General features: G+C 42.4%; 11 protein-coding genes. 6 read left to right on the top strand and 5 right to left on the bottom strand.

The window, feature by feature from the left end:
- Positions 1-138: 138 nt before the first annotated feature.
- Both QNM18_RS02520 and QNM18_RS02515 read left to right on the top strand, forming a co-directional pair.
- Entirely contained in the window at positions 139-789 is a 651-nt protein-coding gene (locus QNM18_RS02520) for a hypothetical protein (RefSeq protein ID WP_284136215.1), read from the top strand.
- 110 nt (positions 790-899) lie between these two features.
- Positions 900-1,868 carry a hypothetical protein gene (locus QNM18_RS02515; protein ID WP_284136214.1) on the top strand — a complete coding sequence of 323 codons (969 nt, stop codon included), beginning with the start codon at positions 900-902 and terminating at the stop codon, positions 1,866-1,868.
- A 605-nt stretch (positions 1,869-2,473) separates the two neighbouring features.
- Here QNM18_RS02515 and QNM18_RS02510 read toward each other — a convergent pair.
- Both QNM18_RS02510 and QNM18_RS02505 read right to left on the bottom strand, forming a co-directional pair.
- Complete coding sequence (locus QNM18_RS02510) at positions 2,474-2,848, bottom strand: VOC family protein (RefSeq protein ID WP_284136213.1); 375 nt, start codon at positions 2,846-2,848, stop codon at positions 2,474-2,476.
- Positions 2,849-3,761: 913 nt separating this feature from the next.
- A complete protein-coding gene (locus QNM18_RS02505; RefSeq protein ID WP_284136212.1) occupies positions 3,762-4,904 on the bottom strand; it encodes a hypothetical protein in 1,143 nt (380 codons plus the stop codon).
- 268 nt (positions 4,905-5,172) lie between these two features.
- Between QNM18_RS02505 and QNM18_RS02500 the strand changes: the two genes are divergently transcribed.
- Positions 5,173-6,705, top strand: coding sequence for a leucyl aminopeptidase (locus tag QNM18_RS02500; protein ID WP_284136211.1), 1,533 nt, complete (start codon positions 5,173-5,175; stop codon positions 6,703-6,705).
- A gap of 119 nt (positions 6,706-6,824) precedes the next feature.
- Here the strand turns inward: QNM18_RS02500 and QNM18_RS02495 are convergent, their stop codons facing one another.
- Genes QNM18_RS02495 through QNM18_RS02485 form a run of 3 tightly spaced genes read right to left on the bottom strand, consistent with a single transcriptional unit; the run spans position 6,825 to position 11,306 of the window.
- Complete coding sequence (locus QNM18_RS02495) at positions 6,825-9,299, bottom strand: ABC transporter permease (RefSeq protein WP_284136210.1); 2,475 nt, start codon at positions 9,297-9,299, stop codon at positions 6,825-6,827.
- 12 nt (positions 9,300-9,311) lie between these two features.
- Positions 9,312-10,043 carry an ABC transporter ATP-binding protein gene (locus QNM18_RS02490; protein ID WP_284136209.1) on the bottom strand — a complete coding sequence of 244 codons (732 nt, stop codon included), beginning with the start codon at positions 10,041-10,043 and terminating at the stop codon, positions 9,312-9,314.
- 9 nt (positions 10,044-10,052) lie between these two features.
- The gene (locus QNM18_RS02485) at positions 10,053-11,306 is read right to left on the bottom strand and encodes an efflux RND transporter periplasmic adaptor subunit (protein WP_284136208.1); all 1,254 of its coding nucleotides are present in this window, start codon (positions 11,304-11,306) and stop codon (positions 10,053-10,055) included.
- Positions 11,307-11,569: 263 nt separating this feature from the next.
- On the opposite strand from QNM18_RS02485, the gene QNM18_RS02480 reads away from it, so the two are divergent.
- The 3 genes from QNM18_RS02480 to QNM18_RS02470 all read left to right on the top strand — a co-directional run bounded on the left by QNM18_RS02480 (position 11,570) and on the right by QNM18_RS02470 (position 15,843).
- Positions 11,570-12,265 (top strand): response regulator transcription factor, encoded by a 696-nt coding sequence (locus QNM18_RS02480; RefSeq protein ID WP_211009358.1) that lies wholly within the window; start codon positions 11,570-11,572, stop codon positions 12,263-12,265.
- A gap of 8 nt (positions 12,266-12,273) precedes the next feature.
- On the top strand, positions 12,274-14,016 hold the full coding sequence (locus QNM18_RS02475) for a sensor histidine kinase (RefSeq protein WP_284136207.1): 1,743 nt from the start codon (positions 12,274-12,276) through the stop codon (positions 14,014-14,016).
- Between the two features lie 120 nt (positions 14,017-14,136).
- Positions 14,137-15,843: an FAD-binding oxidoreductase gene (locus QNM18_RS02470; protein WP_284136206.1), complete on the top strand. Its 1,707-nt coding sequence runs from the start codon at positions 14,137-14,139 to the stop codon at positions 15,841-15,843.
- Positions 15,844-16,072 lie beyond the last annotated feature (229 nt).

Genomic DNA, 16,072 nt, shown 5'->3' with positions numbered 1-16,072 from the left:
ATATGCTCCATGTTTAATAATAGGCCAAACAAGTATTTTCTTTACGATAGCCTTAAGGGCATGTTACTAGACTTATCTATTCACATTTGATTAAAATTCCGGCTTTGTTATACGTTAGTTGTGATTGTGGGAAAAGCTGTGCATCTATTCATATTGATCATATTAATTGTGAGTATCTATTTATACATTGTCTATCTAAATAGGTCTAACAAGCCAACCGGTGATAGAAGTGTTACTGAACTTTTTAGCATCGAACCAGGTAGTCTTGATGTCGTGACAATTGATAAAGTATTTATTACAGACCCTCAAGCTGAGTACATTTATCACGCAGAAATTGATACCAATGCTGTTAATCGAGATGGGATCGGTGAGTTATACAAGGCGCGTTATTTTGCCCTAGTCAGTGTGAGTTTTGAAGACGACTTTCGAGAGGTTGCTTTGCACAGTCTGGAGTACAACCAAGAAAATGAGTTCTATGCAGCAGATGAGTCTGTGTTGGCAAGTTTTTACCCATTGAGCCCGAGCGCATTGATTGAACAAGCGCCTAGTTCTGGACCTTGGTTGTTATATGTTGATGATGATTGGTTTATTGAGCTACATATCAACTTGGACGTAAATAACGTTTACTTTATATATACTGAAATTAATGGTCAACGATGCACGTCAATCACAGTGTGGGCTGAAGGGGACTTTTTAACGATTGGCGATATGCACAGCAAGCTAAATCAGCTGATCCGTAAATACGAAGACATGCCATACCACCGTTTTACAGGTGCAGTGCGTGTGTAAATTTCAACCTACATATTGGCTTATTCACCCGCTTCTAAATTTCTTTTTATTGCTCAAATAATATTCATTCAGGCCGATAACCTATGCGCATGGATGGGCTTGGAGGAGCTATGAAAATTGAAAATGCACAAATCGAAATGGCAAATAAACATGAAAGTCGGCTTCATGTTGTTGAAAAGCGAACAGATATATCTCAGCCTGTAGAGGCGCGAGCGCAAATGGCAGAAGAGAAAGTTCAGTTGTATCAAACAGAGGCTGAGAAGGCTGATATTGATATAAACAGTGATGCCAAGATGTATATTCTTAAGTTGTTGGTTCAAAAGCTAACCGGTGAAGAGGTTGATTGGTATGACGATACAATTGGCAAAGATATTGCTGATTCAGAAGCGAATGTAAACAGCGTAGAAAGTGTAACAGCGCAAGCTGATCAGCCAACCCACGTTATTGTTGAGCGTTTAACTCATGAGCAGCAATCTAATATCTTTAAAGCTGGCGGGCAAATCCAACTTGAAAGTGGTGAACAGATATCCTTTGCGTTTAAGTCTGTTTTCGCGCAATCGCACACTAGCTATCAACGCACTATTGAAGACGTAAATATGAAAGACCCGCTAATTATCAGTTTTACAAACAAGGCTGTAGAGCTTGATAAAGAGCATATGAACTTTGATGTTGACGCTGACGGGAAAGCAGACAGTGTGGCCCATTTAAAAAAAGGCTATGGATTTTTAGCACTTGATTTAAATGACAATAATAAAATCGACGATGGAAAAGAGTTGTTTGGTGCTTTGAGTGGCAACGGTTTTGCCGACTTAGCGAAGTATGACGAGGATGGTAACGGGTTTATTGATGAAAATGACACCGTATTTGAAAGTTTAAAAGTCTGGGTGAAAAACAAAAGTGACGATAAGCTTGTGTCCCTGTCTGAGGCAAACATTGGGGCTATTTCACTGCAAAATGTCGACACACCACTCAACATCAGAGAGGAAGGCGAGTTAAAAGGTGTCATTCGCAAGTCAGGCTTTTATTTGGATGAGCAGGGTAAACCAAAGTTAGTACAGCAGATAGACTACGTTGTTTAATGGTTAGGTGTGCTTGTTGGGATCCTCGATTAGGTATACAAGTGTTAAAGACGGGGTGCCACTTTAAACGTTAATACGTCACCCTGAGCCCAAACTCGCCACCCTGCCACTCTGAAGTCAACCTTGTCACGCTAAACTTAAGCCAGTCACGCTAATAAACTTAAGCCAGTCACTCTGAACCTAAACCAGTCACTCTGAACCTAAACCTGTCACTCTGAACCTAAACCTGTCACCCTGAACTTGATTCAGGGCCCATAACTTCAATACAAAACATGGATTGCGGGGCAAGCCCACAATGACGGATAGGGCTGACTTGTACATGATTTTATTGAACTCACCTTGCCACTCTGAAGTCGCCCAGTCACGCTAAACTTAAACCAGTCGCCCTGAACGTTAATCCGTCACCCTGAACCCCAACCCGTCACTCTGAACCTAAACCTGTCACTCTGAACTTGTTTCAGGGCCCACAACTTCCATTACAAAACATGGATTGCGGAGCAAGCCCACAATGACGGAAGCAACGGGCCAAGTAATGTATAAGGCATAGGCTGTATATGTTTAAGTGTGCCGCAGTAAATCGGCCACATGATACTGTTCAAACACGGTTACTGCTCTGTATTGAGTGGTGCACCGAATCCCAATCTATTTCCACTTGGGTCAAGCACTCTAAAGTCTCGAACATTGAAGCTACGATCGGCTATCTCAAGTTCAATATTAGCTCCGTTCGACACACAAGACTCATAATATTCATCTAAGTTTGTTACGTGAAAGAAAATGACGGAAATCCCCGTTGGACCACCTCCTGATGCGTCTAATTGAAGTTCGAAACCATCTAATGCAACACCAGCTCTGATAGTTGGTTCCCCCCAAGTCCATGTAACTGTGAATCCGAGCGCATTTTGAAAATATTCAAGACTGAGCTGCAGGTCATTAACTGCCAACACAGGGTTCATCAAGGTTACTTTAGCGCTTTGTGTCATAATTCGTGTCCTTCATTACTTGATAGGCCCACTCCAGCACACATTAAGGTGATACGGGAGGAGGCAGTCTCTTAAGACTGTCAGGTTTAAAGGAATTCTTCAACTGGAATAAATTAAGGTAAAGCGCAATGGTTTGTAATCGATTTTTGACTTTTATCTCCATACCTTCAAAGAGTATTTGATTTACTCGTAAGCGAAGGATGCTTTATGCGCATATTTGTGAAAGTGGTGGTTTATTTTACGTTCGTGATAGGAATGAGCAGATGTGCAGTATATAACCCCCAACAACCTGAAATAAAAAGAGAACTTAGTGCGTGACTTGATAAGACAATTGTTTTTTAGAGGAGTCCAAATTTAATAGTGAAGACGAACCAATTGCTTTTAATAATCTTGTCAAACACTCGTACTTGAATTTAACAATACCAGAGCTAAGAGGTGCGTTGAAGGAGGTTTTTAACTTGCTCGCAAATGCGGATTTTATCAATCCTGCGCAAGCCTTTTCTTGTACCCAAAATGATTTTGATAGTAGCTCATGTGTTGCGCCGTGCTGTTCTGTTTGCCCTACACAGGCTTCCCAAAAAGCAGGGCCACTCGGAACAGGGTTAGTTTGTAGGCACGACCGGACATCCACAGAGCCACAGTATTGTTGTAAAAAGGGCAGCAAAGGGCCGAGCTCAATAGTCCAGCAACTGTCAAATGACGTTTTGTTTGGGACTAAAAATAGCTCGACTTTTTGGTAGGCAATTACCTGATAAAAATGAGGCGCTACGTCTCATTTGGTAATTTGTTATGGTGGGGATAACTTGCTTGATATACAACCGCCGTAAAGCTTGTGCTTACGGCAAAGGAAGGTTTTATGACAGTACGGCTTTAACCTGCGTGTTTGACGTTAAAGTCGCTGTCATAAGTCACTTTAACGGGCCGTTTCTGCCGCCACTTCTTTTAACTTATCCAAAATGAACTTTTGATTCCGGTTATCTACAAAGGCAATCTGATTAGATGTAAATACATTGTGTTTGGTATCCATTGCATATAGCCTCACACGGCCGGTACTACCCCAAAAGGTGTTTATAAGAGACTGGTCTTCTTTGGGAAAAGAGTTTAATTCGCCGGAACGAAAATGCAGGATATTAGTGGAAGAAGGTTGTAACTCTGCCTGCTCAGTATACCTTTGCATTTTTAGACGAATATCAACATAGTTATTGTCGCTAATTTGCACACGCATCAGTGCGAGTGGTCTCAGTGACGTGCTAACTCTGCCGGCATTGGAGGCGACAACTTCAACAGTAAAATAGGTATGGTGGTTTACTTGTTGGGCTTTAAGTTTTTGCAACTGAGTTTCAATATTGCGAATATCATCTCTAAGCCTCTCATGACGCATGCTTGATTCCCCGATAACATCTGTGATGTCTTCTTTTACTTCATTGAGTAAAAATTTCAGTGCCGCAAGGTTGATATTAGGCTCTGAGTCTTGGTTAAAGTCCATTTGTGAGTAGTTACGCGTGATCGTCAGCACTTGGTTTTCAAAATATTTGGCTTCTGCATCATCAATAAAATTACTGAGGTCCCAGCTTTTAAGTTCGCTAACACGAAACTCGATAAGCGGGTAGTTTAGATTGTTGGGATCTAGATATGCGTCTATTCGTTCAATGCTCTTTTGTAGGTTAGCTTTTGTATTGGCGATGTTTTTTAGATCTTGTTTTGCTTTGTCATATGCTGAAAATAAAGTGCCAATGGAGAATTCTGGATAATCAATTTTGTCTCCTCGTTCACCGAGTCTATTGTATTCATACAATTGGCTTTCTGGAATATAGGGCTCAAGCAAGGCGAGTTCGTCAGTATCGAGAGAGACCTTAAATTGAGGTGAGTCGTTTCGGTTAATCGATGCAACCTCAATAACAACTTCAGATGTTTCGACAAAATAAATCTGCCATATTGGCACAATAGCTGCGCCGGCGACCCCGAGAATACTTAGCATGACCGTTTTTAAATTCTTGTGTAGCTTGCTCTGTAGATTCGCTTTTGGTTCGGAAGTTGGAGAGTTATCTTTATCCATTGTGCGGCCTGCTCATTTTTTGTTGTTAGGCTAAGCGAAAAACAATGGCGATACTCGGGCATAACGAGCAAATAGCTAACAACAATCAGTTCCTAATCCATACACGGCATTTTTACTCTTATTCATCGCTTACACATGGTTACTTGTTACCATAAAAGGTAAAGTTCACGAGTTTCAAACCTTGGCTATACTCTTGGTTTAGTTGAGGTGGAATGTTCTAGAGACAACACTTTAAAGTGTTGCAGGTTTTACTAAGCGGATTAATAGCATGATAAGAATCACGGTTGCATTGTTAGCAATGTTTGTTGTCGGTACAGCACAAGCTTTGCCTAAAATTCAATTTTCCAAACTCGATATAGCGCAAAACAAGCGCCTTATTGTTTTTATTAACGACACAAACTCGCTCAGTGGTTGGGCTGCACAAGTCAACGCACATACTGATGGGCAATTGAAAGCTGCCATTGATAGTGCGGCGTTTGAAAGCAAGTTTGGCAAAACTCAGACTTTTTATGGATTAGCGCCATTTGCGCAGGTAACTGTAATAGGTACTGGTTCTGGTCCACTGACTCAATCTCAGCTGCAAGACTTAGGTGGATACGCTGCGGCAAGTACACCAGCAAATGGTAAACATCAATTTACCGTGATGGCTGATTCTTTAAATACATCAGTATCCGTGCCGGCAGCTTGGATGGCCATGGGGGCGGGACTTCGTGATTACCACTTCGACAAATATAAAGCTGCGACTGCACAAACTCAGCCTCGGGATTTTGTATTTCAAACTGCAAACTACAGTGCAGCCTCTAGCAAATACCACACTGACTTGAAATATATGGTACAGGGCGTTCATTTAACTCGAGATATGGCTTCTGAGCCGGGTAAATCTCTTTACCCGCAAAGCTTTGTTAATAGGGTGAAAGATGCGTTTGACGACATTGATAACATCGACATTGATGTTTTAAAAGTCAGAGACATGAAAAAGCACCAAATGGGGGCAATTTTAGGTGTAGGACAAGGCTCTATCCACGAGCCTAGAATGTTAGTGATCCAGTATCGCGGTGGTAAGAAAGGTGAGGCGCCAATTGCGTTGGTGGGCAAGGGGATCACATTTGATACAGGTGGGATCAGTCTGAAGAAAAACAGTGGCATGTGGCAGATGAAATCTGATTTATCTGGCGCAGCAGCGGTTGCAGGCACAATGCTCGCAGTTGCAAGTCGCGGTGAAAAGGTTAACTTGGTTGGTGTTATGCCTCTTGCCGAGAATATGCCTGCCGAAGATGCAATTCGTCCTGGAGATGTTTTAAAAACAATGCAAGGTACTACCATTGAAATCATTTCCACTGATGCAGAAGGTCGTTTACTTTTAGCTGACGCAGTGCGATATACGCAAGATGAATTTAAACCAAGAATGCTGGTAAATATTGCGACTTTAACCGGTTCGGCAGCGAGAGCGTTAAGTGATGAATATGCTGCGCTTGTTACACGTGATTGGTCGCTGGCACAAGACATGATGAATATTGGAGAAACCAGTGGTGAAGCTGTTTGGCCGCTCCCGCTACACCCTAACTTTTTTAAGCAGATAAAGTCTGATATCGCAGACATTAAAAACTCCGGTGCAGGTAATCCAGGAGCGAGTATTGGCGCCGCCGTGGTCGCCACTTTTGTCGATAAGGATGTGCCTTGGGTACACTTGGATATTGCGGGTGTCGATTGGTTAAACAAGCCAATTGCAGTCGCGCCTAAAGGGTCTCAAGGTTGGGGTGTACGCTTTTTAGATCAATTGGTACGTGAAAACCGTAATTAATCGACTTCTATTATTGCCTTACCCTGAGTAATAATGGCTGTATGTTATTTAGTGTACATATACCTAAAAAAAGCAGCCTTGCTATCAAGGCTGTTTTGACGGATATAAAAGCTTTAACTTTACCTTAGCCCTTCACTGGGTTCTTGAGAAGTAATTTTACGGCAAGGGATATAGGTCGCGGTTAATACCATTAGCGTGATAAATAAAGGAATTCCCAAAATTCCCAAGGCATAGCTATCGCTGCTGATCAGCATAGATTGTGATAATTGATTCATTACCACCAGTGACATACAAACTCCGCCAATTAATCCAATAACGAGTTGGATTCCAGCCTCTTTCATAAACAGACCAGTCACTCGACTATTACTTGCGCCCAAGGCTCTGCGTGTTGCTATTTCTTGACTTCTGAGCGCAATGCTATTTGAAGAAACTGCAAATATGCCACTGGCTGCTAAAAATAGCGCGACTGATCCACACCACAAAAATATGCTATTAACTGCGTTGACAAGCTGCATGGGCTGAGCAATATACTCGTCATAGCGCTGAATTTGGTTGAGTGTGACATCGAGATCCATCGCTGCCACAGTCTCTTTTAGAAGTGTCTGAGCTTGTGCTTGAGACCCTCGATAGTGCACAACTATTTCCATGTTCCAAGCGCGTAAATCCATTATGCCGTAACCTGTATGCCATGCGCTGGTCGCCTGCATTGTTGGCCCATGTATGCTATCGGATACAATACCAATAATCGTACGCCATTCTGTGTGCCAATTACTTTCATCTACTGTGCGTACTCGTTGTCCAATAGCATTGCCCTCAGGAAATAGGTCTCGTGCCATTGATTCGTTGATGATGGTGGGAGAGCCTCCATTTTCCAGATCGCGCAGATCAAAATCGCGCCCTTCAATGATCTTCATACCTACCACCCCCCATGCGTTTCGACTGACAGCTTCAAAGTTCCACATTGGATTTTCGTTGTAGGCTAATGCCTCTCGGCCTTGTATTTCAAAGTGAGAGCTCCCACCGCCAGTACCAGGTAGACTGCTAAAATAGGCAACGCCTTGGATATTTGGGTGTTTTTCTAGGTTACTTTTTAGTTGATAATAAAAGTCATTGCGTTTGTCCCGCGGGTTTCTTGGATAACTGCTGGTTGGTAATAGTATTTGCGCAGAGAGCCGGTTAGCTGTGTCAACACCGTAGTCAGCATTTTGTGAGTTGTAGCTGGTAGAGAGTAATATCGTCGCGACAACAAGTACGACAGAAGATAAGGCAATCTCGGTAACGACAAGAAGTTTATTTGCTCGACCTGCTTTTTTTCCTAAGGCACCACGTGTGCCATCTCGCAAAATGGCATTTACATCGCTATTTAATGCGCGTACGGCAGGGATAATACCGGTAACTGCAACCATGAAAATAATGGCTACCAGCAGCACGAGGAATGCGTCACTGTGTAAATTTAAATGCCACCAAAATGGTTTGTCACCGCTCAGTGCAAAGAGCCGCTCAAACGCAACATTGGTAAGGTGCACGCTGATCATTGCAAGCCCCCACGCGAGCACGCCGCCGATAGAGCAAATAAACAAGCTTTCCCATAACATTTGCAGTATCAGGCGCTGTTTGGGGATGCCTAATGCAATACGGACCCCGACCTCTTTAATCCTTTCATTGACGCGAGCGAGCAATAAGCTTCCAACATTGATGCAAGTTAAAAACAAGATCAGTGAGACGACAATAAGCATGGCGAAAAAGATGGTTTTGTGTTGAGCAACGCTGTCGTGAGTATCTTTGTAATTGAATGCTCGAATATACCCGCCAGGGGAGTTTGCACGCCACGCAAATGCTTGAGGTAAAGTTTGAAAATGACGCTGTAACAGGTTTTTAACCTCTAACTGAAGTTGCTCAAGTGAGATGCCGGGTTTTAATCTCGCCACAGCATTCATGGCATCAGTGTGTGCATCTGATGGCGCGGTGGGTGCCAGCTGAGTTTCAGATAGGGGTTCCCAAATTTGTGCAATCGCCGGAAATGTAAATCCATCAGGCATAACACCAACCACACGCTTTGAGATCCCATTTACGCGTATACTGGCATTGATGATATTTGGGTCTTTTGCCAAATACTTTGTCCAAATTTCATGACTTATCACAATGACAGGCTCGGCCCCAGCTTCTTGGTCAGATGGATTGAAACTGCGACCGAGAATAGGTTGAACACCAGCCAATTCAAACAAGTTCCATTGGTTATAGCTGGCATGTACCTTTTCTGCACTGATGTTGTTACCTAAATCACTAATTATGGTGGTACCGGTACGATATAAGCTCACTTTGTGCAGCAAATTAGAGTGCGCACTGATGAAGCTGAGATGATAGGGATCCGCAAGTTGACCTCGACCGTGGGCTGCTCTGAATTCACCTTCAATGGCAATAAGTGGAGTGGTGCCTTGCATGGTTAAAGGTTTAAATATGAGCTGTGATAGGAGCGAGTAGGTATAGACAGTCAACCCTAAGCCGATAGCCACAATCAATATTGAAGTGGCAGAAAAAGCTGGTTTTTTGAGTAATAGCCTGAAGGCATATTTTACATCAATCCAACATGACATGAGAATGCCTCCTTAAACTGCAATCGGTGTTGTGGGCTTTTTGTACTTATCAGATATGATTTCACCGTCAAATACCTCTATGACTCGTTGGGTACGAGCTGCACAAGCAGGGTCATGCGTAACCATACAAATGGTCGCCCCCTCGGAGTTGAGTTCTTCAAGTAAGTGCATCACTGATTCTGCATTTTTCGAATCTAGGTTACCTGTAGGTTCATCGGCCAAAATTATGGCAGGTTGACCTGCAATTGCGCGCGCTACGGCAACTCGTTGTTGTTGACCCCCTGACAATTGAGAAGGAAAATGGCTCGCTCTATGTGCCATATCCACCTTTTCTAAGGATGTGCGGACTAGCTCTTGGCGCTCTGATTTGGATAAATCCGTGCGGTACGTCAAAGGGAGCTCTACATTTTCAGCAACAGTCAAATCACTAATTAAATTAAATGACTGGAAAATAAAGCCAATCTCTTTATTGCGAATGCGTGCTCTTTCATTTGGGTCAATGTCAGATGCATCATGGCCCGCTAATTGATACTGCCCTGAAGTTGGTTTGTCGAGCAGTCCAAGCAGTGAGAGTAGGGTAGATTTACCACATCCAGAAGGGCCAGTAATTGAAACAAAATCTCCCTGATACACAGTAAGACTAACATTGCTTAGGGCGTTAGTTTGCACGTCATCTGTGCAAAATACTTTGTTTAAGTTTTTTAGTTCAACCAAGGCGCTGAGACTTTTTTTATTGTTGTGCATGTCTGACTCCTAATTTATTTGAATTTGTTGATGTTGTTGCCATGCTGATGCATCTGACACAATGATGTTTTGTCCTTCGTCTAAGCCTTGCTCAACTTGAATATAGTGAGTCGACATATGGCCAAATTTTACTGGCTGAACAGTGGCTAGCTTGCCTTCACTGTCGATGCGATATACGCTTGCTTGGCTGAAGCTATTGGCAAACATTGGACGTTTAACAAATAGGGTGTTTGGGATTGTGTGAATGGAGATAATGCCGTCCACTGTAAGTTCAGGGCGCACTTCTTTTGGCAGTTGCCCTTGCAATTCTACGTCGATCTGTACAGAACCATTCATAACGGTAGGGTCGATACGCTGTACTTTTCCTTGGATCTTGCTGACTCGGGTATCGAGTAATACATCTTGGCCGACTACCACATCTTTAATTTGTTTTTCTGGGACCATGAGTTCTGCGATATATAAGTCTGAACGGGCTAACAGCGCTAAATTGCTGCCAGCTCGAACCTCCTGGCCAAGTTCCATTGGTATCGCTTGTACTATGCTGTCCATACTGGCAGTGACTTTTAAGCTGGCAACTTGATGCTCGATACGTGCGACGCTTCTTCGCATCATATTGAGGCGTGCATTACTGGCATCAATTTGTGCGGTGAGGTTTTGCTTGCGCTTATCAAGGCGTTGTTGCTCCAACTTCCAACGCTGTTGATATTGGGTTACATTCATTTTGACTTCTTCAAAGTCAATTTTAGAAATTGCATCAAACCCTTTATCTAGTAGCTCTTTTTGAGCATTTAATGTTAGCTGACTACGCTCATAATTAAGGTGTTCATTGATCACTGCGATTTCTTGATCAAGTAGTTCCGACTCTAAAGACACACGTTGTGCACTCATTTCAGACTCAAGCGCCTGCAGTTCCCATTTTGCTTCTACAAGCTGTTGCTCTAGTTCGGGGTTACTCAATTCAAAAAGCAGCTCTCCTTTTTTTACCACTGCGCCTGCCTTTTTTAGTATGCGGTCAACTCGTCCGGGTACGTTGGTTGCAATCCAGCGAATATCTTTGGGGGCCAGTACACCTGTTCCACGCACTATGATGTTTAAATCGCCACGCTCTACTGTGCCAATAAGCAGACTGTTTCTGTCGACTAAATAGGATCCATTGCCTGAGGAGAAGAGCAGTACCATGCCTACGATTGCTGCGGCGCATAAGGTGCCCGAAATCAGCACTTTCGAATCTCGTTTTTTTGTCTTTTTTCTCACTATATCCATAATTAATTCAGAGCCTTACCTTTGATGCCTGATATTGTTACTAGACTTGTTGATGGCGATAAATATAGCGGGGAACTTAGCGTTGAAATAGGCATGATAAGTAAACATTGCAGGCTAGAAAGTTTACAAAAGTTTGCATTTATATTTTTGATAAAATTGGTACACTGCCGATGCGGCGTTGAATTTAATCGGTTCTTTTAAATGACAAATGAGTGACAACCCCATATTCAACATTGATTTTTACATCCACAAAAGGACATGGTTTGAGTACGAAACCCAAACTACTTATCGTAGAAGATGAGCCAAGTATATTAAGAGGTTTAACGGACCTATTTGTATTTCATGGATATGAAGTGACAAGCGCTATAGATGGCAAAGAAGGCTTAGAAATGGGATTAACCGGTGACTATACCTGTATCCTTTTAGATGTCATGTTACCTTCAATGAATGGCTTTGATATTTGCAATGCCTTGAGAGTGCACTCGCGCACCCAGCCTATTATGATGTTGACCGCCAAAAATACGGAAGCCGACATCATTAACGCGCTGACGCTTGGCGCAGACGACTATGTAGCAAAACCGTTTTCAACTTCTGAGCTGGTTTTGAGAGTCAATGCCTTAGTGAGGCGCTCTGGTTGGACAGAACAAGGAGATATGCTTAAGCTGAGCGCTGAAGTATCAATTTGTTTGCAATCTCTAACCGGTAAATCATATCGCCAAGATGTTAAATATACACGTCGAGAGGCACAAATATTGGCGTATTTGCAGCGTAAGGGCGGACTCGTATCTCGTGATGATTTACTCAAGGATGTTTGGGGATATAAGGATACAAGAGATATAGATACGCGAACGGTTGATATTCATATTGCCAAAATTAGAAAAAAAATAGAGGCTGATCCGAAATCTCCCAAGCATTTGCTCACCCATCGTGGTGAAGGCTACCAATTGTACATATTATAAGAATAAAAATGGTGTTTTTTAAAAATAAACGCTTACTCAACTACGCACAGCGTATAAAGCGTTTACGTATATCGGCAATACTGCTGCTATTGCTTTTGCTCGTACCTTTGTCTGTTTTGTTGTATTTCAGCTATCAACAATCTCAACAAAACCGATTAGTTGAGTATGAAAAAGAGGCAAGCAATCTAGCAAGGGTCATAAATAGAAAGCTTTTTCGAAAATTGAGTGTTAGTAATCAGATCCCTGCTGATGCATTCAACTATTACCGCTACATTTACAACCCACTGACTAAACAAACTCAGCAAATGTTGTCGCCACTTGCTCAGCTGAATAGTGAACAGACAATACGAGGCTTAGTCGGTTATTTTCAGATAGACGGACAGGGCAACTTTAACTCGCCTATTTGGCCCTATGCAATCACATCGAATATCGAGAATACTGGCCAGCAGAATCACACGCTTGAAATGATCACACGGCGCGAAATCGCTACATCCGTTTACCAAATGGTTAATCATTCGAATACGGTCAAACAGATGCTGATTCATGGGTTCAGTGTCAAAAATAGCCAATTTAATATTAGTTTTGACTTACCAGAATACCTTATTTTCTATCGTGTAGTGGAGGTGATTGATCAGCCTGTTTTGCAAGGCTACCTGGTCAAACGAGCGCCTTATTTGCATCAACAGATTGCAGATGTACTAGAGCTGCGAAGTTTTGATATTCCTATGTTGGTTACATTAAAGAAAGTCGAAAAATCAGTAGCTGATACTTACTTCCTATATTCGCCTTCAACCGAGGAGGAGCCGGATATTAGTCAACCACGAGATGTGGATGTGCGCTATAAGCAACAGTTTATATTTGAAACGAATTTGCATTGGCCATATCGAAATTACAAAGTGGTCCTGTCGAGTGCGCCGCTACCGATTGCACAATCTATGATATATAGCTTAATTTTCAATGCAGTAATGTTTTTAGCGATTGTGTCTGCATGTTATGGTTTCTATCGCTTTAGTGTTAAGCAGCTGGCGCTAGGAGAAGAAAAGGTCAACTTTATTTCCGCAGTCAGTCACGAACTTAAAACACCATTGACCTCGATAAAAATGTACTCTGAAATGCTCAAGTCTGGGATGGTTGCCTCTGAGCAACACAAAGATGAGTACTATGATTTTATTTGTGATGAAAGTGAACGTCTTGCCCGTCTAATTGATAACATTTTGCAGTTGTCTGCATTTGAGCGTCAACAGCAAAAGGTGGCGCCTGAATATACGCCTTTGACGGTTTTGCAAGATATTATTCGCTCGAAAACGGCTTCGCTGACTGAAAATCACCGCTTTGAGCAAGTGCATATTATGGAATTGGCACACTATGAGCACGCCCAAGCTTATATCGAGGTGGATGCATTTACCCAAATCGTTATCAATATAACTGACAATGCGGTTAAGTTTTTCGAATCAGCTGGTATTGACGATCCAGCTAGAAGAAAGATTGAGTTTACTTTTCGTAAACATCCCACACATAAGGGAATGGTGCAATTGGAGATCCGAGACTACGGAAATGGCATCAGTAAAGCGCAAGAGGAAAAAATCTTTGAGTTGTTTTATCGAGGAAGCAGTGAGTTAACGCGAAACTCGAAGGGAACCGGTATTGGTTTAGCTTTAGTGCGTGAGCTGGTATTAGCGCAACAAGGCGAGATCCAAGTGCAAGCTCGGCACCCTGGGCTTGCAATGTTGGTCTCATTTCCGATGAGGTAAATACACTTTCAAAGCGACCGAACTATGTGAATTTACCCGAGTCCCTGTAACAGGGTGTAATGGTTTTATATCAAGCCCCCAACCACAATAAAAACATTAAATGTGTACAAAAAGGAATGTATGACAATGTTTTTAACAGCGAGTCAAAAAGATAACATCCAGACGATAGTTGGTTGCGATAGTGTGTTTTTTCCTTCTGCCGATCTAAATAATCAAGAAGATCAATACAATCAATCTCGTAAAGTATTCAATCGAAAATTCGACTTTGTGCCAAGTGCGGTTGTGCAAGTTACTAACACAGTACAAGTCGCTCATTTGGTTGCCTATGCAGAGCAAGAAGGTATTGGCTTTACGGTTAAATCAGGTGGTCATGACCATGAAGGAGAGTGTGTTTCAACTGCCAAAGTATTAATTGATTTTTGTCGCATGAATGAGGTTAACGTTTTTGAGAATAAAAAGTTTGTTAGCATTCAACCAGGAGCAAAGTTCAAAAAAATTAAAACGGAGTTGGATAAAAGCCACTTAGGGATTCCGCACGGAACCTGTCAGACCGTTGCTATTGCAGGTTACACCATGGGGGGAGGCTGGGGGCCTTGGACTCGAAAATATGGGATGGGGTGTGAGCACCTTGTTGGCGCGACTATGGTACTTGGAGATGGGACGATTGCCTTCCTCGGTCAAAGTGCAACCGTCCATCGCGAAAAAATAACCAAAAATGGATTAAAAGTAATATTTAACGACGACTTAAACAGCCCATTACTTCGTGCTCTGAGAGGCGGAGGCGGCCTAAGTTATGGAATTGTCACTGAGTTCATTTTCGAGCCCTTTGAGTTACCAGATATTGCGCAAAGTTTTGTGATCAAAAAGAGCGATATCCCCGCATTTGATAACCTCAAAGCAACAGATGTGATAGCAGCTTGGGAGTCGTTGACCAGTGCAGGGAAAAACCCGAATTTAATTGGCACTAATTTGAAGGTCAATGCAAAAGGGGTTGCCTGTGAGTCTGAGGTTACCCCGAATGCGGTATTGGATTGGCAATTGAATGGACATTTTGGCGGTACTTCAGAAGAGCTTGAGCGCATGTTGAAGCAGTGGGGCGGTGATATTATCGGCCTGATTCAACAAGATCCAACGCTATCCGATGACGCCAAGAAACAGCAAATCGATGATTTAACCAAGGAGCTGACCCAGTTTTATAATAAAGTGTGCTCCAACAGTGTCCTTTATAGCAGAAGCGCCAATACATCTGGGTATACATTGAGCTTTGAAGCGTGGGATAGAGAATTAAACGGCATAGAGTTAGAAACTGACGAGCCCGCACCGCATAAAATTACCTCTCGTATGCCGACTCGGGATTGGGGGCATCAAAGCCGAATTGCTTTAGTTAAATCACTCCAGTCGACATTACTATACCGGGATAAAGAGGATACCAATATCTCGGCATACATCACACTTGGCGCTATAAGTGGGGAATATTATGGTAGTAAACCTGCTGATGCTGCATTGCATAAAGTAAGGTGCACATTCCCGTATCAAGACCGGCCATTTACAATTCAATACCAAGCTTGGTGGGACCAGCCTGAGAAAGATCATCCTGTTGAAAAAGAAATCATGACGCGCTTTTATGAGAATAGAGCACAAGATTGGATAGAATCATGCCGAAGCTATGACATTCCACATACCAAAGGGTCTTTTATTAGTTTTAAAGATGCAGCGGTTGAAACAAAGGATTATTTTGGTGACAGTTACAATGAATTAATCGATACCAAGTGCCACTATAGCAAAGATGCAAAGTGCCTATTTAGAAGCCGTAAAACGATTATTTAATTCGCTCTAGTGAGCTAACCAAGTTGGAATAACCCTCGCTTTATTTACTGGTTGGGGTTATTAAAACCTGTTGAGTAAAAGCGTTTTCAATGAAAATGTTAGCGATAAAAAACGCAGTTAATGACTTTTCCTGATGGCGACTTTTTTATTCTAAAACGCCCCTTTCAAATATAGCACTAGTAAGAATCTTAGTGTTCATTTGATGATGGATATAAGGAGTTCTGCGTGT

The organism is Pseudoalteromonas obscura, from assembly GCF_030135505.1.
Classification (GTDB): domain Bacteria; phylum Pseudomonadota; class Gammaproteobacteria; order Enterobacterales; family Alteromonadaceae; genus Pseudoalteromonas; species Pseudoalteromonas obscura.
This window is presented reverse-complemented; position numbering and strand designations above follow the sequence as displayed.